Here is a 19616-nt window from a genome sequence, read left to right on the forward strand (position 1 = left end):
CTAATTTTACCGCCTGAGCAGTTCTTTTTGTAGGTTTGTTAAGCAATTCAACGCATTAATTAACCTTAGTCGATGTTGACTTGTCTCAATCTATAACACATTTTAAACTTAATTTAACTTATGATGAACCAGCTCTACCAATCAAGCTTGAGCCAGCTCCAAAAGGGCAAAAAGTTAATGTCCACAATGGTGGTAACAGCTTTTAGTCTTTTCATGATTTCATTCTCTGCTTTTTCTCAAAACATCACTGTTTCTGGAAAAGTAATTGACGAAACAGGTGAAGGAATGCCGGGTGTAAGTGTACAAGTAAAAGGTACTACTACAGGTGCCTCTACAGATATCAGTGGAACATACAGCATTAGCAATGTACCCTCTCAAGGCACTTTAGTTTTCAGTTTCGTAGGAATGCTAAGCCAAGAAATATCCATTCAAGGTCGCTCAAAAATCAACGTAACATTAGCCAATGATCAAAAGCTTCTTGATGAAGTGGTGGTCGTAGGATACGGTACCGTGAAAAAGAAAGATGCCACAGGTGCAGTTGCCGCTATTGGAGAAAAGGATTTCAACAAAGGTATCATTACATCTTCTGAGCAATTAATGCAAGGCCGCGTAGCTGGTGTAGCCATCACTCAAAGTAGTGGTGAGCCAGGTGGTGGAATTAACGTTAGAATTCGTGGTACATCTTCTGTAAGAGCTGGTAACGGCCCATTATTCGTAGTTGATGGTGTTCCTCTTAGTGGTGGTGATATTACAGGTAGTGGAAGTGCTGGTGGATTAGGTAGCTCTTCGGCTCGTAACCCGTTAAACTTTCTTAACCCAAACGACATTGCAAGTATTGATATCCTTAAGGATGCATCTGCAACTGCCATTTATGGTTCTCGTGGAGCAAACGGTGTTGTGTTAATCACGACTAAAAAAGGAACGCAAGGAAAAGGTACTATGGATTATTCCGTATCTGTGGGAACGAGTAAAATCACAAAGAAATTCGACTTATTAAGTGCAGATGAATTTGTTGCAGCTGGTGGACCAGATAATGGTGGTAGCACTGACTGGCAGGACGAAGTACTTCGTACTGCCATCACGACACAGCATAATCTTTCTTTCGGCGGCGGATCTAACGGAGACTCTTATCGTTTTTCTGCAGGGCTGTTAGACCAAGACGGTATCATCAATAATTCTGGCATAAAGCGTTACTCTGCGTCTTTTAACGGAAACAAGAAAGTCATTAACGACAGGTTAAACATTGGTACTCAGCTAAACATAGCCAATACCGTAGATTCTGGTGTTCCAGTAACAACCGACTCTGGTTTCTCAGGTGACTTATTGGCGGCAATGTTAAAATCAAATCCGACAAATAATGTTAGAAACCCTGATGGAACATTTAAACAGGTTTCAACAGTAGAGCCTAATCCAGCAGCAATTATTGCTTATAGTAATGACAAAACCAATACTATTAGAGCATTAGGAAACTTAAATGCTGAAGTCCAAATTATGGATGGTTTAAAGTTCAAAACAGTTGTTGGATTTGACCGTTCTCTTTCTTCTAGAAAAGCGGCTTTCTCTCCCTTATTAAAAGCGGCTCAAATTGAAAATGTTGGTCAAGTTTACTTTACAGACATTGAAACCAACAATTCTTTATGGGAAAACTACTTTACTTATGATAAAGAAATGGGAGACTTTACTTTCAATGGTTTAGCGGGTTATTCCTATCAACGTTTTGAGTATTTCTCCAAAAACTCGAACGCAACCAACTTTAGAGTTGATGATTTAGATTTAATGGTAAACAACGTTTCCTCAGCTGATAATTCAAAAGGATTCGGTAGTATCATTAACGGTTCAAATTCCAATGTTGATGAACTTCAATCTTATTTTGGTAGAGTTAACTTGGGTTTCAAAAGCAAATACTTGATAACTGCTACGGTACGTGCTGATGGTTCTACCAAATTTGGTTCTGGTAACAAGTATGGTGTTTTCCCATCTTTTGCGGGTAAATGGCGTTTAATTGAAGAGGATTTTGTTCCTAAAAATGTATTCTCCGATTTAGGTCTTAGATTAGGATATGGTATCACGGGTAATCAGGAATTACCTCACAACCTTTATCAGGAAAGAAGACGTTATGGTAGTGCAGGAATAAATAATAGTAGTTCTATTAATAACGGTGCCTTCAGTACTGTTGCTTTCGCAAACCCAGGTTTGAAATGGGAATCAACGAAACAATTCAATGCTGGACTTGACTTCGGTTTTGCGGCAGGTAGACTTTCTGGTTCCCTAGATTATTACTACAAAAACACCAATGACCTTTTATTCCAAGTATTCTCTGCACAGCCTGCTCCATCACCATTCGTGTGGCGTAACCTTGATGCAGACGTAATCAACAAAGGTCTAGAAATTGCCTTAAACGCTATCGTTGTTGATGCTAACGATTTCGAATTCGAAATCAATGCAAATGCTGCATTTAACAAAAACGTGGTAGAAAACTTATTAGGTGTTTATGACACTGGTGCTATTAATGGTCAAGGTCTAACAGGAGCATTTGCTCAGCGTATTGCTAGTGGGCAGCCATTATTTGCATACTTCTTAAGAGAGTTTGGAGGCTATGATGTAGAAGGAAATTCGCTTTACCCTAATGGTGACTTCCAACAGTTTTTAGATGGAGCTAGCCCAAACCCGACCGTAACGGGTGGTTTGACCACTAACTTCAAGTATAAAAACTTTAGCCTAAGTGCGTTTTTCAACGGTGTGTTCGGAAACTATATTTATAGTAACACCGCAAACGCGTTCTTTACTAAAGGATCTTTTGCCAATGGTCGTAACGTAACTAAGGATGTAGTAAATAGTGAAGAAGGGCCATTAAATGCTCCTGACGTATCTACCCGATTCTTAGAGAAAGGAGACTTCGTACGTCTTGCCAATGTTAATTTAGGTTATACCGTAAATACGGGTAAAAACAGTGCTATAAGTAGCCTTAGATTTTTCCTTACTGGACAAAACTTAGCATTATTTACAAATTATTCAGGTCAAGATCCTGAGGTTAATACCAACAAGCAGATTAACGGTATTCCTAGTTTCGGTATTGACTATACAGCATATCCAAGAGCTAGAACATGGACTTTGGGTGCTAATATTTCATTTTAATTTAAAAAATCTTTAATCAATGAAAAACTTAAAAAGAATATCCACTTTAGCACTCTCGTGTTTTGTGGTTTCGGCACTAGTTTCGTCATGTACGGATCTAATGGTAGAAGAAAAGGATTCTCTGGTAGTTGAGAGTTCAGGTGGTAGTTTTGTAGCAGGAGATGCTGGAGCTCTTTTAGAGGGTATATACAACGGTCTATCTTCCTATACCGACCAAGGAAACACTTACTCTCTAAACCAACATACATCTGCAGAGATGATCCCTCCTACTAGAGGTGTGGACTGGGGAGATAATGGTGTATGGCGTACGCTACACAGTCATACATGGGATGCTACGCATCCACAAATTTTGAACTCATGGAATGAACTTAACGGACGGTCTTACACTTGTGAGCAAATTTTGGCCTCTAACCCATCTCCAAGCCAAGCTGCTCAGGCAAAAGCATTAAGATCATTCTTCATGTCTCAAATTATGGACCTATGGGGTCAAGTTCCAAGAAGAACTGTAGACCAAGGAATTGATGATCTTCCAAATGTAATGTCACGCTCTGAAGCATTTGATTTCATAGTTGGCAATTTAGAAGAAGCTCTTCCTGCTTTACAACCTAGTGCTCCTGCTACCATAAATTCTAAAATGACGCAGCCTGCTGCTCATGCTTTATTAGCCAGACTATATTTGAATAAGGCCGTGTACAAGTCTGCAAACGCTGCAGGCCCATACACCTTTGACAATGCAGATATGGCGAAGGTGATTACCCATGCAGATGCCGTTACAGCAGCTGGGTTTAGCTTAGATTCAGAATTCTTTAATCCTTTCACAGACCAAGCGTCTCCAGAAAGAATTTTTACAACCGAAGCAAACGGGGTTCCAAGAAATCGCTGGATGATGACCATGCATTATGATCAAGGGGGTTTTCCTGCTGAGCGTGATGGTCCATGGAATGGTTTCACAACCTTAGCAGATTTCTATGACACATTCGAAGATGGTGATCTTAGAAAATTTAAAGACGTGGGTTCTAACAAAGGATACGGTGGATTAAACAAAGGATTTTTGATTGGTCAGCAGTACAGAGAAGATGGTACTGAAATAGTTGATTCTCGTTCTCTTAAACCTCTTAAATTCTCTAGAGATGTTCCTTTAGCTGGTGCCGCCACCGAAAAAGGTATACGTGTTATTAAATACCATCCAACAGACAAGGGTGTGTATATATTGCTTCGCTATTCTGATGTATATCTCATGAAAGCAGAAGCCCTAATGAGAAGCGGTGACAATGCAGCAGCATTAAAAATGATAAATGACCTAAGAACCATACGTAAGGCATCTAAGCTATCTTCTTTAACTGCAGATACAATGTTTGGTGAAAGAGGTCGTGAACTATATTGGGAGGCAATTGCCAGAACAGACGAAATTCGTTTTGGTAAGTTCAATAGACAATATCAAGCGGTGACGAATATTGAATCTTATACTGTTCTGTATCCAATTCCATCCATCGCCATTGCTTCAAATACAAACTTGACGCAAAACGAAGGATACTAATTAAGAATTAACTAATTTTAAAAGGAATGCTCGAGCAATCGAGCCTTCCTTTTTTTTATATGAAAAGGCTTATCATTTTCTTCTCTTCAATGGTTATTCTATATTCTTGTGCATCAAATGAAGCACAAGTAACCGATCAGATATATAAAGAACTAAAACCTAAAGAAGCTCATGTGACAATCAAGATTAAAGATGAGTTATTCTACTCCCACGAAAGTAAGTTTCAGGGGAATATCAATCTAGGTACCGGTTTTAGCGATATCAATATTATTGACCAGTTTGGTGGAAATATTCAATTACAAATGGCTAAAAATAATTGGCTTAAAAGTGAAAAGAAAACATTCAATGTAAGTCCGAATAACGGTGCGGAGTATCCCAATTATGGGAACATGCTTATTGGTAAAAGAGACAGTAGTAGTTTTAAAGGTTATATATTGTCTCGCGGAAATTTTGAATGGCTGCTGCTTAATACAGAAAGAGCCATTTTAAAATTAGATGGCTATTTCGTTCGGCCACAAGACGCTAGAATACCTCAAAATGAAATACCCTTTGAAGGTAAAATATACTTCAATCAACCCCGTATAGATCTAAATGATCTAGACATTAGCGACTTATAAAAAATTGAAAGCACTTTCCACGATCCTCATTCTGCTTGCATTATCCTCCTGTAAAAGTGAGAAACAAAACACGTTATTTGAACTTAAGAACAATGATGAGATAGGGATTTCATTTATTAATCATGTAATAAACACAGAAGACCAAAATATATTCAACTATCGCAACTTCTACAATGGTGGAGGTGTGGCCATTGGTGATATTAACAACGACGGTCTAGCTGATATCTATTTTACAGCAAATCAGGGCAGTAATAAATTATACATTAATCAAGGTAATTTTCAATTTCAAGATATCACAGAGAGCTCAGGGACGAGTTTAGAAAAACAATGGAGCACCGGCGTGGTCATGGTAGATATAAACGCTGATGGCCTTTTAGATATTTATGTTTGTAACGCTGGTTACCAAAAAACAGTAGGTCAGGAAAATGCCCTTTTCATCAATAATGGTGACCTCACTTTTACCGAAAAAGCTTCCGAATTTGGACTTGCCGATTCTGGTTATACTACCCATGCTGCATTTTTTGATTATGACCTCGATGGCGATCTTGATGTCTATCTCTTAAACAACAGTTTCATACCCGTTAATACGCTAAATAATGCCAACAACAGAGACCTCCGTGCAGAAAACTGGCCCGTGAAAGACTTTTTAAAAGGAGGAGGAGATAAACTGCTACGAAACGACAGTCATTTTAATGATGAGCAAGTCTTAATACCTTCGTTTGTTGATGTGAGCGAAGAAGCTGGGATTTTTGGTAGCCTCATTGGATTTGGCTTAGGCGTAACCGTTGGCGATATAAATAACGATCAATACCCGGATATCTATGTTTCTAATGATTTTTACGAAAAAGACTACCTCTACATAAACCAGAAAAATGGTACCTTTAAAGAGGACATTGAAAACAGAATGGGACATACTTCTTTTGCTTCAATGGGTGCCGACATGGCAGACATAAACAATGATGGTTATCCCGAAATTTTTGTAACAGACATGCTGCCAAAAGAAGAGCAAAGGTTAAAAACCACAACAGCCTTTGATTCTCACTATACCTATAGCCTTAGGTTACAAAGAGGCTTCTACCATCAGTACATGCAAAACACGCTGCAACTAAATAATGGAAAGGGGGCGTTTTCCGAAATAGCCAATTATACCAATTTAGAAGCAAGTGATTGGAGCTGGGGAGCTCTTATATTTGATGCAGATAACGACCGCAACCCCGACATTTATGTTTCTAATGGTATTCAACATGACGTGATTGACCAAGACTTTATTGATTTCTTTGCAGACGAAGTTTCTCAAAGCATGGCTAGCTCAGGCAAAAAAGAAAGCATAAAGAATATTTTGGCTCACATGCCACAAAAACCTATCAATAACCTATTCTTTAAGAATGAAGGCAATCTCGTTTTTAAAGAAGAGAAGAATTGGACAGCCGATTTACCCTCCTTTTCAAATGGTGCAGCTTACGCCGATCTAGATAATGATGGCGATCTAGATTTAGTCGTCAATAATGTCAATCAGCCCGCATTTATATTTCAGAACAATTCGTCTACTCAGAATCATTACATTACCTATAAACTTAAAGGATTTGGTCAAAATACCTTTGCCATTGGAGCAGTAATTAATCTATACCATAATGGTGAAATACTTACCAAACAATTAATGCCAAGTAGAGGGTTTCAATCGAGCACAGAATACCCCTTAACATTTGGCTTAGGAGACTGGACAGCAATAGATTCCACTGAAATAATATGGCCAAACAACACCGTCAGCAATTTCTATCAAGTAAAATCAGACAGCCTTTATCTGATAGACTACGGTTCGGCAAAAACAGCAAAAAGCAAACCTAAGACTAAGGCCAGCAGAAATGTTTTCACCCCTATACCGTTTGAAATAGAGTCTCATTTGGAAAACCAATATGAAGATTATTATTACGAAAAAAACATTCCTTTTAAACTGTCAGCAGAAGGGCCTAAAATGGCCATTGCCGATCTCAATGGAGACCAATTAGAGGATATCGTTATTTGCGGAAGCAAAAATCAGGCAAGCCAAATTTACCTACAAAACGAAAAAGGTTTTCGAAAGACAGAACAAAAAGATCTAGCCATTTTTGCACCTTTTGAAGACATTTCTGTTGCCATTTTTGACGCTAATGGAGATGGACATCCCGACATTTATTTTGGAACTGGCGGCAATGAGGTCGAAATCAATGCTCTAGACTTAAAAGACCGTCTTTATATTAATGACGGCAATGGAAACTTTAAATATGACTTAAAAGCAATTCCCGGTAACACTTATAATACATCTACGGTGCTACCCTTTGATTATGACCAAGATGGAGATTTAGATCTATTTATAGGAAGTAGGTCTTTTCCGAAGCAATACGGCACTGTTCCACCATCTTTTGTCTATCAAAATAACGGGAATGGGAAATTCACCGATGTCTCCAAATCATTAAGCCTTGATTTTCAAACATTGGGTATGGTGACCTCCGCCACTTGGACAGATATTAACGGAGACAAAGCCAATGAGTTAACCGTTGTAGGAGATTGGATGGAACCCAGAACTTATCGCTATCAAAACGGGAAATTCTTTCGCATAGAAAATGGACTTGAAAAGTTATATGGATTCTGGGGGGCTATAACCAGTTCGGATCTTGATAATGACGGCGATATAGACTTGGTAATAGGAAATATTGGTCAAAACTTCTCGCTAAAAGTAAATCCTGAAAAGCCAATTAAAATGTTTGTCAATGACTTTGATGGAAATGGAACCACCGATAAAGTCATGACAAAAACCATTAATGGAAGAGATGTCCCCGTCTTTCTTAAAAGAGAAATGATGGATCAATTCCCTGCTTTAAAAAGTAACAATCTAAAACATGTAGATTATGCCACTAGGTCTCTTGAAGATCTCTTTGGAAATAAAGCCCTTAAGAACTCAAAAGTCTTAAAAGTTAATTATCTAAAGTCTATTGTAGCTATTAATAATGGTGACGGAACATTTAATACGCTTGAACTACCCCCTGAGATACAGTTTTCATGCATTAAAGCCATCAGCATCAAAGATATTAACGGTGATAACTTTGATGATATCATCATGGCAGGAAACTCAAGGAATATGATACCTCAGTTCAACACTTTGGATGCTAATAGAGGCACTTTATTATTTAATGATGGTAAAAATCATTTCTCCGTAGTGGCTAATTCTGGTCTAAATATTACGGGAGAAGCGAAAGACCTCAATTTTGTTACTGTCGGTAAGAATAATTTCTTGGTTGCCGTTGAGAATAATAAGAAACCTATATTTTATTTATGGAATGAATAAGTGGTTTAAATTAGCTTCTCTTTCTTTTCTCTTATTTGGCTGCAATTCCAAAAAAGAGCCTGTGCTTTTTGAGCTCCTAGAAAGTGAAAAAACAGGCATCACTTTTAACAATCAAATTGTACCAACGAATGACCTCAACATATTTAGGTATATGTATTTCTACAATGGTGCGGGAGTAGGTGCCGGAGATTTTAATAACGATGGACTAATTGACGTCTTTTTCTCCTCCAATCAAGGTGAAAATGAACTGTATCTTAATAAAGGCAACCTTAAATTCGCAAACATCTCGGATAAAGCGGGGATCAGTAATAATGGTGGTTGGAGCACGGGAGTGTCTGTTGTAGACATTAACCAAGACGGTTTATTGGATATCTATGTGAGCCAAGTTGGAGATTTTGAAGTCTTAAAAGGTCATAATCTATTATTCATTTGTGAGAAAATAGACCAAAATGGTATCCCTATATTCTCAGAAAAAGCTAAAGAATACGGTCTTGACTTGGTTGGATTCGGCACTCAGGCCGTCTTTTTTGATTATGACCTTGACGGCGATTTAGATTTCTTCCAAGTGAACCACTCCGTTCACCAGAACGGCACATTTGGGAAAAGAGAAAATTTCCTTAACACCAAGCATCCATTAGCAGGAGACCGATTCTTTGAAAACATTAATGGCAAATATCTTGAAAAAAGCGACCAAAGTGGTATTAATCAAAATGCTCTCGGTTATGGCCTCGGATTGGCTGTTTCTGATGTTAACCTAGACGGATATCCCGATATATATGTAGGCAATGATTTTCATGAGAACGACTACCTCTATATCAATCAAAAAAACGGACGTTTCATAGATGAACTAAGCCAGAGGATTAGCCATACCAGTCGTTTCAGCATGGGTATAGATATTGCAGACCTCAATCACGACATATTTCCCGAAATAGTTACGTTAGACATGCTTCCCTTTAATCATGAAATTCTTAAAAGATCGGAAGGCGAAGACACCTTTTATAATTTCGAATTCAAACTAAAACAAGGATACGATTATCAGTTTGCTAGAAATAATCTTCAGTACAATAACGGAAATGGCGTTTTTAGTGAGATAGGTATGTCCAGCAACATCTCGGCAACAGACTGGTCCTGGAGTAGTCTTTTTGATGATTTTGATAATGATGGAGAAACCGACCTGTTCATCAGCAATGGTATTGCAAAAAGAATGAATGATACAGATTATATCAATATTGTTTCAAACGACGAAATCCAAAAGAGAATTCAAGAGAAAACATTCGATGAATCTGACGAAGCTTTAACAGATCTTATTCCAGAAATTAAAATCCCAAATAAACTATATTTAAACAAAGGCGACCTTTCTTTCCAAGACGCTAAACGCCAAATAGTCAATAACAAAGACTCCTTCTCTAATGGTGCAATATCTGTAGATCTTGATAACGACGGTGACTTGGATATCATTACCAACAATATCAATGCCCAAGCCTTTATATATGAAAATAAAACGATAAGCAGCACGGCCACTAACGAACCTTTGAAAATTCAATTAAAGGGAAGCGATAAGAATAAAAATGGCATTGGAACCAAGATTATAGCATATGCCAACAACCAAAAATACTATAAAGAAAAATTTCCTGTTAGGGGCTTCCAGTCTTCTTCCGAAGCTCCATTAATATTTGCCACTAAGGCTGCAATAGACTCTATTTGGGTTATCTGGCCCGACAATTCATTTCAATCTTTAAAAAAGACAACGGAGAAATCTATCACCATACAATATCAAACCGGACTTCCACAATTTGATTATCTAAGGCTAAAAATACCAGAAGAAGAAACTTTCATAGACGTCACAGACCAAATGCTTTACAAGGCACTTTTTCATCAAGAAAATACTTTCAATGAATTCGACCGTGAAGCCTTAATCCCTAGTAAAATGAGCACTCAGGGACCAGCCGTAGCTGTTGGAGATTTGAATGGAGACGGTTTGGATGACCTATATTTTGGAGGCTCAAGAAAAGAAAAAAGTAAAGTTTTGTTTCAAACCTCCACTGGAATCTTAAAAGAGTTTGACTTCCCAGATATTTCAAATGATAGCCTTTATGAAGATGTTGACGCTATTATATTAGATGCCAATAATGACGGATTAAACGATATCATCGTCCTTTCTGGTGGAAATGAATACTTGAATAAATCGGAATTCAATTCACCTCGACTCTATTTAAATCATGGCCAAAATGTTTTTAAGAAATCTCAGCAAGCCTTTCCTCTGCTCTTTACAACAGCTCAGTGTATAAAAGCTGCTGATTTTGACAACGACGGTGATCTAGATGTTTTTATTGGAAGCAGAACCTATCCCTGGGCCTATGGAAAAATACCCCCTTCCTATTTATTGCTTAATGACAGTAAAGGCCATTTTACCATAAAGAATATGCCTGTACTTGAGAATTTAGGGATGGTAAAAGATGCCTTATGGATGGATATTGACCAGGATAATGATCCAGATTTAATTGTGGCTATAGAGTGGGATGGTGTTTTTTGTCTGGAGAACAATAATGGCGAATTTATAAAAAAATCAATGACGGATAAAAAGGGTTGGTGGAATATCATTTATCCTACTGATATCAATAATGACGGTAAAACCGATTTCATTCTCGGTAACCTAGGCGAGAACAGTAGGTTAAAGGCTACTGAAAATAAACCTGTAAGAATGTATGTGAATGATCTAGACGAAAATGGTCGATTAGATCAAATTCTGACTTATTACTTAGAGGAGGAGGAAGTCATCTTCGCAGATAAAAAAGAGCTTGAAAAACAAATGCCTTTTATTAGAAAAAAATATAACCTAGCCAAGGACTTTGCAAAAGCGGATTTCAGAGATGTTTTCGGACCAGATAAAATAAAGGATGCTAAGGTCTTTGAAGCCAATTACTTCAAAAGTGCCATTCTTCTAAATATGGGTAATGGTTCGTATAGATTAGACAACCTGCCTTGGAAAGCACAAGTGGCACCAATATCAGCCGTTGCAAAAATACAAGGGAGTTCATCGTATCTAATTGCCGGAAACTTCTTTGATTCCAACATCCAGCTAGGTAGATACGATGCCGGTATTGGCGGGATTCTAGACAAAAATGGTACCTATAATCCCATTCCAGGAATTACCTTGAGGGAACAAATAAGGCAAATCCTTCCAATGGAGATTAATGGAGAAAGTCACTATCTGGTAATCGCTAATAATGCCGCCATCCGAATCATTAAAAAATCTAAAGTCAGTTCATGAAAAATTTACTCCTGCTTTTTATAGCTACGTTCTTAATTTCCTGTTCCAATAACGCCGAAAAAAACTGGGACACGGAAATATTTGAAAACCTTCAAAAACTTCAAGCGAACCAAATAGCAGCTGATATTCAATTTGATGGTCAACAAGTTTTCGATAAAAGGGAAAATTTTAAACCGAGTTTCCAACTTAGCGAAAACTCCTGTCATCTGGCATTTGAAAATTCTAATGGTGAAAAAATAAGCCTTCGACTAGATGGAGAAGGCTGGTATAAACAGCCTATTAAGAATGTAACTTTCAAAGAAAACATTCCTGTTTCAGAAGCAAATACTGGTTCTTTCTCCATCCTAAAAAAAAGAGGGAATGAAAAAGAAACATTTATTCTCAACGAAGGTTGGGCTGAAGTGAGACAACTGAATCAAGAAGCCTGTATTATTATAATTCATGGTATGCTTAATAGTTCTGACAAGGAAGCATCGAGCAAAACGATAAATGGATTAATAGTTTGGAAAAAACCGAAAGAACTGGACGCTAATTCTCCTCATAAAACCTATTATTTTTAATTCATTCGCTTATTCATTCGAGTAATTACTTGAAACAATTCATTCATTCTCAGAATACGACTTAAAAAGAATGAAAGATAAATGTTAACATTGCATATTATTTCTGAGACGAACCAAGTAATATAGCCGCCTCAGTTTCAAAATTTTCAAAGCCAGCAGTGGCAATACCTTAAGAATGTCTTTCCTTAAAAAATTAGCTGGTGATTCTGTACTTTATGGTCTAAGCAGTATCGTAGGAAGGTTACTCAACTGGCTTTTGGTGGTGGTGCATACCCGTATTTTTGAACAACCCAGAATTTTATCCGACAATGCTCAATTATACACCTATGTAGTTGGCCTTAATGTGCTTTACACATTCGGCATGGAAACTGCATTTTTCAGATTCGCCAGTAAAAAGGAAAATGAGTCTGAATACTTCAATATTATCCTAAGCTTCATTATTCTTTTAGGCGGTACGCTTTCTACTCTTTTTATCCTCGGAGCCACGCCCATCATAGATTCCTTAGGATATCCAGGTAAAGAAAGACTCGTGATTTGGCTTGCCATAATTATCGCTGTGGATGCTATATGTGCTATCGCTTTTGTAAAACTTAGAGCACAAAATAAAGCCAGACGATTCGTTAAAATTAAGCTAATAGGCATTGCCATAAACATTGGGCTCAACTTCTTCTATCTGATGTTTTGCAATTATATTCTTCAAGGACTATTCCTTCCAGAATTAAAAGGCTTTGCAGCCTATTTTTATAATCCAGCCATTGGTCCTGATTATATTATTTGGGCTAACTATGTGGCCAGTTTACTAACGCTGTTACTTTTATGGAAAGAGTTTGTTGGTTTCAAGTTCGTCTTGAATTGGGAAAAGCTTAAGACGGTTTTAAACTATGCTTATCCTCTTTTAATTTTAGGTTTAGCCGGAGCCATCAACCTAGTGGCCGATAGGCTTATGTTTAGAGATCTTATTCCAGAAGGTTTCTATCCTGGTTTCAGTACAGAAGACGCCTTTAGTATTTATGCCAACGTCTATAAATTATCCATTTTCATGACCTTAGTGGTTCAGGCTTATCGCTACGCTGCAGACCCTTTTTTCTTTTCTAAAATGGGTGATAAAAACTCGCCTCGAATGATTGCATTGAGTACCAAGTGGTTTACCATTGCCAGTATTGTAATATGGATTGTGGTCTCCTTAAACTTAGACTGGATTGGATTATTAATAGGAAAAACCTATCGTTCCGGCCTTATTGTTGTCCCAATTTTACTTTTAGCAAATCTATTTATTGGCATATACGGAAATATTTCAATTTGGTACAAACTCACAGATAAAACCTATTACGGAACCTGGATTACCCTTGGGGGAATGGTTCTAACCATTGTGTTAAATATCATTTTGATACCGATATATGGTTATATGGGCTGTGCCGTTACCTTTGCCATCAGTTCTCTTCTAATGGTTATTGCCTGTTACTATTATGGGCAAAAACACTATACTGTTCCTTACGATTTACTCAAAATTCTATTTTATCTGGGCATTGCGGCCCTTATAATTATAATAGACTCGCAAATTCAATATGTTGGATTGCAGTATTCTGTCCTTGTTCATTTAATTTTGTGTCTCGCCTTTTTAGCTCTAATTTACAAATTAGAGAAAAAAGGCTTTTCCGAACTAAGGATGAACTAGTACACTTCATATACAAACGACTATGCTTTTAAGCGACATTTTATACAAAATTTCCCTATTGACGGTATCCGGTAAAACGGATATTGAAATTTCTAATATTGAATTTGATAGCCGTAAAATAAACGAGGGTTCCTTATTTATTGCTGTTCCCGGATTGCAAGTAAACGGGCACGAATTTATTTCAGATGCCATAGAATTGGGAGCAAAAGCCGTTTTGTGCGAAGAGTTACCTGAGAATCTTACGGAAGGCATTACGTTCATAAAAGTAGAAAACTCTGCGATGTCCATGGGATTAGCAGCTTCTAACTTTTATGACAACCCCTCTTCAAAGATTAAATTAGTAGGCATCACTGGTACCAATGGCAAAACCTCCGTAGCCACCTTACTTTTTGATTTATTTAGAAAACTGGGTTATACGTGCGGATTGCTTTCTACGGTACAGAATCAAATAGAAGATGAGGTTATTCCTTCTACACATACTACACCAGACGCTGTCAAAATAAATGAACTGTTGGCATTAATGGTTAAAAAAGGCTGCACCCACGTTTTTATGGAGGTGAGTTCGCATGCAGTAGTTTTAGAAAGAATAGCAGGATTGACTTTTACGGGAGGGGTTTTCACTAACATTACCCAAGACCATCTGGACTTTCACGAGACCTTTAAAAATTACATTGACGCCAAAAAAGGTTTCTTTGACAGGTTAACTAAAACAGCCTTTGCTTTAACCAACTCTGATGATAAAAATGGGAAGGTTATGCTGCAAAACAGTATTGCTCAAAAATATTCTTATGCATTAAAAGGTATTGGCACCTATAAAGGTAAAGTATTAGACTGCGGATTATTTGGGCTCAACATGACCATCAATGAGCGTGAAGTTTGGTTTAAACTTATTGGTAGATTTAATGCTTACAATCTTCTTGCGGTCTATGGCACAGCCATTCTATTAGAAGAAGAATCTGAAGCCATTTTAACGGAGTTGTCTCAGTTACAACCTCCTCCAGGAAGATTTGAACAGGTACACTCTACGCATCAAAGAGTGGGAATAATAGACTACGCTCATACACCAGACGCCTTAAAGAATGTTTTGGAAACCATCAATGACCTTAAAGATGGCAATCAGCAGGTAATTTGTGTGATAGGCTGCGGCGGTAATAGAGATAAAGGTAAAAGACCTCAAATGGCCAAAATTGCCTGTGAGCTAAGCGACAAAGTCATTTTAACATCTGACAATCCAAGAAACGAGGAACCTGAAGATATCTTGAAAGATATGCAGGAAGGTGTAAGTGTTACAAAAAGGAAAAAGGTTTTATCTATCTTAGACAGAAGAGAAGCCATAAAAACAGCCGTGATGCTCTCCAATGAAGGTGACATTATTTTGGTGGCAGGCAAAGGCCACGAAAGCTACCAAGACATAAAAGGGGTAAAAAGCCATTTCGACGACAAAGAAGAAATAATTAGAGCTTTTATGAACTAGTCTAAGCCTTTTACCGTCTGCCTCATACTTTCCGAAATGCTATGCAGCCATTTGAGGTGGTCTGTAACAAGCTTACCTTCTTGTAGTTTACTTCTCATGTCTGAACTCATGGGCGTAAAGCCCTTTTCTAGTTCCTTATCTCGTTCTTCGGACAATTGCAGAAATCTTTTGTCTAAAACCTCAGTGGCTTCTGTAAGTTCTGACTCATCTTCCAAAACCTCCACCTGCTCTCCTACCAGCGTTCCCAAAGCAGCTTTCAAATTCTCTAGAATATGCCTTATCACGGTTTCATATTCTTTAGAGGCCTGCGTAGTTTCATGGTTTTGAATATAAATACCTAAAGCAGCCAAAGCCGTCAAAAAAGTTTGATTTAAAACCACAACCGCATAAAGCTGGGCTTGATGACCTTGCCTAGACTTAGGTTCCTCGGTTTGACGCTGAAATGCCGCCATTAAATTTCCACTTTCCAGAAAAGCCTTTTTTCTAGAAAGCCTATAAATGGTATCAGGCGTTTCTTTAGAATGATAAAGTCTATCAATATTCTCCATATAAGACATGGATGCTTCTATCGCTTTCTGAATAGCTATTTTTATGCCTCCCTGTTCCCAAGATGGCCAAAGGAGATATATGGCTAAGAACGAGATTCCAGCACCAATCAAAGTATCTAAAACCCTATACTGCACAATACTAAAAGCATTATCCACCAAAATTGCGTATAAAAGTATAACAGCCGTGGTAATGAAGGTGGCTGCCACTTTATAGTTTTTTTGAAGAAAAACAAAACCAACAAAAAGCGAAGGAATAGCTAGTGTGCCATAAACCGTCTTAGAATCAAACAATAAAAGAACCACTACACCTACCGAAGCACCTATCAGTGTTCCAAAAATTCTATTCAGAGCCCTTGCTTTAGTAAGTCCAAAGTTTGGCCTCAAAATAACCGAGATAGTCAATAAAACCCAATACGCATTCTGATGCTGAAGCGTTTTTCCTATTAATAAACCAGCAAACATGGCCACCGTAAGCCGAAGAGCATGTTTAAAAACCGATGATTTAATATTCAAATTGGCTCTCAGCGTCTTTATGTTATAGTCTTGTGTTGAAATAAAAAGCTTTCTATCGCTTCTCTTCAGCAGACTTTCTGAGCCTTCCAGAATATTGGCATAAACACGTTTAGCAGAAAAGACCTTCTCTTCTTGACGAACTTCATAATCCAATAGATTTCTCAAAACCAATGCCCCTTGCCGAGCTTTCGGTAGTCCTATTTCAGTCACATAATTATGAATACTTTCTTCGCAAAAACCTTTATTTGGACTAAGATGGGTGTCTAGCTGCAAAGGCTTATTGGAACGTATAGCTTCTGCTAAAGCATATAAATGAACAATGGTACTCGCCGAAAAAGACTTAAAAGTTTCCGTTTTACTAAACTGCTCTCCTAATGTATCTTCTAAGCTTGCAGAGTCGGTGTCTTTTGCTAATCCCAACTCATAAACATCCAGCATTTCAAGAAAAATAAGAAGCTGCCTACTGGTTTCGTTGGACTGTCCCTCGTTTTGTCTTTTAGTATACAAAAGCACTCGCAAAAGCTCGTGCTGCTCATTCAAGCTAATCTGTAGTTTGAGCAATTTTTGCTCCAGCAGAAGTCGGTTATCGGCTTTGTTCCAGAGAAGTTGGTATTTAACTTTCAAAAAATCGGCCGTGGTTTCCACACATTCCGCCAAACTTTGTGCTGTACTTTTATTCTGAAATGCCCAATGCGACAAACTGGCTAAAACCAAATACCATATACCTCCGCAGAAAATCAAAAGCAGTTGTACGCCTAAAGGCAAATTCGTTTTTAACAAGGAAAAACTCATGACCATGGCAAAGTGACACGAAAAAACAACCATGGAAGCTCTAAAGCCATAGACCGAAAGCATACTTACCCAAAACAGGCTTAAAGCAAAAAATACGAAAAACAAAGGTTCAGAAACCGCCCGGGTAATATAACAGCCTGCCGTTATAATTAAACTGAGAAACAAAGCAGTTAAAATTCCAATTATCCTGTGTCTGGTTCCTCCGTCAATATTAGGTAAGAAAGTATAAAATACCCCTAAAGCAAAAGCAAGCCCGTAAGTCAAGTGGTCAAACGTAATTCCGAGGTATAGCGGAATCACCAAAGCAATGGTTAAAACTGCTCCCTTCAAGAAATCGAATCGATATATTTGGTTTATGAGTTTTTGCACTTTAAAAATTCAGATTAAACATCCAAACCAACGCTTCTAAGTAACTCAGAAGCATTGAAACTATGACAGACTCCTGGCTTTAATTTGTAATCAAACGTCAACTCCCCATCTTTAGCATCATACTCAAAAAAGTAGTTCTTGCTACTATCAGGATATTTATCCGCCATTTCTGTCATTCTCAAATCATGGGTAGCTACCAAAGCGTAAGAATCAGATTTTATGACTCTTTCTAGAAAAGCCATAGAACCTTTAAGTTTATCTTCCGAATTGGTTCCTCTTAGCATTTCATCCACCAATAACAACGCCTTCGGTTCCTTATTCATAGCTTCCAAAAGAATTTTTATCCTATCTATTTCGGCTTTAAATGTGGAAGAGTTTTGCTCCAAAGAATCTTTAATTCGCATGTAGGCGAAAAGTGTGATTTCAATATTTAGCTTGAAACGCTCCGCAAAGACAGGAGCTCCTGCATAAGCGAGCAATACATTGGATCCCAGTGTTCTTAAAAAGGTGCTTTTCCCAGACATATTAGAACCCGTAATAAGGCTTAATCTGTTATTGGAGTCCAACGTAAAATCGTTAGCAACGGAGTCAATCATTAAGGGATGACCTAATTTTAGGGCCTCCACTTTCACACCATCCTGCTCATACAATTCTGGAAACACCCATTTTGGATTATTAAAAGCCAGCGTTCCTAAGCTTGATGCTTCCTCAAAAGTGGCCAAACAACTAAATATTCTTTCAAAAAAGTTCGGATTGTCTTTTACCCATTTTCTAAGCCTTACCAACTGAACCAGATCAAAAGGGGAGAAAGCATAAAGAAAGAAGGCTGCAAACTGATTATTCTTCATGTCAATTTTAGTAGAAATTAACTGAAACTCTTCTATCGGGTTTTTACCATCAATTGGGAGTAAATCATGAGCTTTTTTTAATATCTCACTCTGCCAAGTTTCCTGCAAAACCATTTGAGTCCCAGTTTTGTACTTTGCCATATCCCTGCTTAGTCCCTTGATTATCCTGAAATAAGGCTCTGTCACTTTTTTATTTAGACCTACCAAGGAAAAATTAAGTCCTAAGAGTGCCACTAAGGCTAGCATTCCATTATTGACCCCATATCGATAAAAGGTTAATATAACGCCCGCCACAAAAATCCATTTCAAGAAAGCATAGTACTTAATAAGTCCTTCAAGTTTTATTTTAGGCGGCTCTACCAAGTTTTCTAATTCCCCCACAGGAGCGTCGGATAGTTCAAAAAGTGAGGCCTGAAAATTTTGACGCCAGATGGCCTTTTCTGCAAGCTCCTTCGCGGCTTCTTGCCTTTTTAAAATCGTCTCTAAGGTGGGCACTTCAAGAAAAGACTTTGCCAATACCTCTTTACCCCATTGCGTTCTAGCCCTGTTGGTTAAATGAAATAGAGAAAAACCACCAAATACATCTAAGTCTGCACTGTAATCGTGGCGTTCATCACTAAACGCTATACCATTCCCATATTTATTCTTTCCGCCAGAGCTAACTTCTAATTCATTTTCTAAAACGGAAATCAAAACCTCCTTTAACAAAACCTCCTCTTGTATCTTCTCATGATATCTGACCAAAAAGTAAAATCCAGCCAAAATCAATAAAATGGCAGAAAAGGCAATCAAAGCGGACGTCTTAAATAAGAAATAAAGTAATATGCAGCCTAAAATAATAGCCGCTAGCCTTATATTAGAAGTATTATTATTTTTAACGTTTAACTCCGAAAGGTTTATCTTCTCCTTTTCAATTCGTTCTTTGTAGTATTTTGTCATGCTGGTATTATGATTC

Annotated in this window: 10 protein-coding genes; 8 read left to right on the top strand and 2 right to left on the bottom strand. The window is 37.8% G+C overall.

Features of this window, described 5'->3' with window-relative positions:
* Window positions 1-120: 120 nt before the first annotated feature.
* The 8 genes from ACSBFT_RS16840 (at window position 121) to ACSBFT_RS16875 (ending at window position 15591) form a co-directional block, all read left to right on the top strand.
* Window positions 121-3135 (top strand): SusC/RagA family TonB-linked outer membrane protein, encoded by a 3015-nt coding sequence (locus ACSBFT_RS16840; protein WP_489601609.1) that lies wholly within the window; start codon window positions 121-123, stop codon window positions 3133-3135.
* Between the two features lie 19 nt (window positions 3136-3154).
* Window positions 3155-4672 (top strand): RagB/SusD family nutrient uptake outer membrane protein, encoded by a 1518-nt coding sequence (locus tag ACSBFT_RS16845; RefSeq protein ID WP_489601611.1) that lies wholly within the window; start codon window positions 3155-3157, stop codon window positions 4670-4672.
* 59 nt (window positions 4673-4731) lie between these two features.
* Window positions 4732-5289: a hypothetical protein gene (locus ACSBFT_RS16850; protein ID WP_489601612.1), complete on the top strand. Its 558-nt coding sequence runs from the start codon at window positions 4732-4734 to the stop codon at window positions 5287-5289.
* A 4-nt stretch (window positions 5290-5293) separates the two neighbouring features.
* A complete protein-coding gene (locus ACSBFT_RS16855) occupies window positions 5294-8611 on the top strand; it encodes a VCBS repeat-containing protein (RefSeq protein ID WP_489601614.1) in 3318 nt (1105 codons plus the stop codon).
* Window positions 8604-11882 carry a VCBS repeat-containing protein gene (locus ACSBFT_RS16860; RefSeq protein WP_489601615.1) on the top strand — a complete coding sequence of 1093 codons (3279 nt, stop codon included), beginning with the start codon at window positions 8604-8606 and terminating at the stop codon, window positions 11880-11882. Before ACSBFT_RS16855 ends, ACSBFT_RS16860 begins: the two co-directional genes overlap by 8 nt.
* A complete protein-coding gene (locus tag ACSBFT_RS16865) occupies window positions 11879-12442 on the top strand; it encodes a hypothetical protein (RefSeq protein ID WP_489601616.1) in 564 nt (187 codons plus the stop codon). Before ACSBFT_RS16860 ends, ACSBFT_RS16865 begins: the two co-directional genes overlap by 4 nt.
* A 175-nt stretch (window positions 12443-12617) precedes the next feature.
* Window positions 12618-14117: a lipopolysaccharide biosynthesis protein gene (locus tag ACSBFT_RS16870; RefSeq protein ID WP_489601618.1), complete on the top strand. Its 1500-nt coding sequence runs from the start codon at window positions 12618-12620 to the stop codon at window positions 14115-14117.
* Window positions 14118-14139: 22 nt separating this feature from the next.
* Window positions 14140-15591 carry a UDP-N-acetylmuramoyl-L-alanyl-D-glutamate--2,6-diaminopimelate ligase gene (locus ACSBFT_RS16875; RefSeq protein ID WP_489601620.1) on the top strand — a complete coding sequence of 484 codons (1452 nt, stop codon included), beginning with the start codon at window positions 14140-14142 and terminating at the stop codon, window positions 15589-15591.
* Here ACSBFT_RS16875 and ACSBFT_RS16880 read toward each other — a convergent pair.
* Together ACSBFT_RS16880 and ACSBFT_RS16885 are read right to left on the bottom strand one after the other, a co-directional pair.
* Window positions 15588-17813, bottom strand: coding sequence for an FUSC family protein (locus ACSBFT_RS16880; RefSeq protein WP_489601621.1), 2226 nt, complete (start codon window positions 17811-17813; stop codon window positions 15588-15590). The two genes, ACSBFT_RS16875 and ACSBFT_RS16880, sit on opposite strands and share 4 nt — an antisense overlap.
* 14 nt (window positions 17814-17827) lie before the next feature.
* The gene (locus ACSBFT_RS16885) at window positions 17828-19600 is read right to left on the bottom strand and encodes a MutS-related protein (RefSeq protein ID WP_489601623.1); all 1773 of its coding nucleotides are present in this window, start codon (window positions 19598-19600) and stop codon (window positions 17828-17830) included.
* Window positions 19601-19616 lie beyond the last annotated feature (16 nt).

Source organism: Arcticibacterium sp. SM2516 (assembly GCF_057914865.1).

Bases quoted from the DNA above. Each gene is read 5' to 3' on its own strand.
- ACSBFT_RS16885 (WP_489601623.1), bottom strand. From the start codon at position 19,600: ATGACAAAATACTACAAAGAACGAATTGAAAAGGAGAAGATAAACCTT.
- ACSBFT_RS16850 (WP_489601612.1), top strand. From the start codon at position 4,732: ATGAAAAGGCTTATCATTTTCTTCTCTTCAATGGTTATTCTATATTCT.
- ACSBFT_RS16875 (WP_489601620.1), top strand. From the start codon at position 14,140: ATGCTTTTAAGCGACATTTTATACAAAATTTCCCTATTGACGGTATCC.
- ACSBFT_RS16865 (WP_489601616.1), top strand. From the start codon at position 11,879: ATGAAAAATTTACTCCTGCTTTTTATAGCTACGTTCTTAATTTCCTGT.
- ACSBFT_RS16845 (WP_489601611.1), top strand. From the start codon at position 3,155: ATGAAAAACTTAAAAAGAATATCCACTTTAGCACTCTCGTGTTTTGTG.
- ACSBFT_RS16860 (WP_489601615.1), top strand. From the start codon at position 8,604: ATGAATAAGTGGTTTAAATTAGCTTCTCTTTCTTTTCTCTTATTTGGC.
- ACSBFT_RS16840 (WP_489601609.1), top strand. From the start codon at position 121: ATGATGAACCAGCTCTACCAATCAAGCTTGAGCCAGCTCCAAAAGGGC.
- ACSBFT_RS16870 (WP_489601618.1), top strand. From the start codon at position 12,618: ATGTCTTTCCTTAAAAAATTAGCTGGTGATTCTGTACTTTATGGTCTA.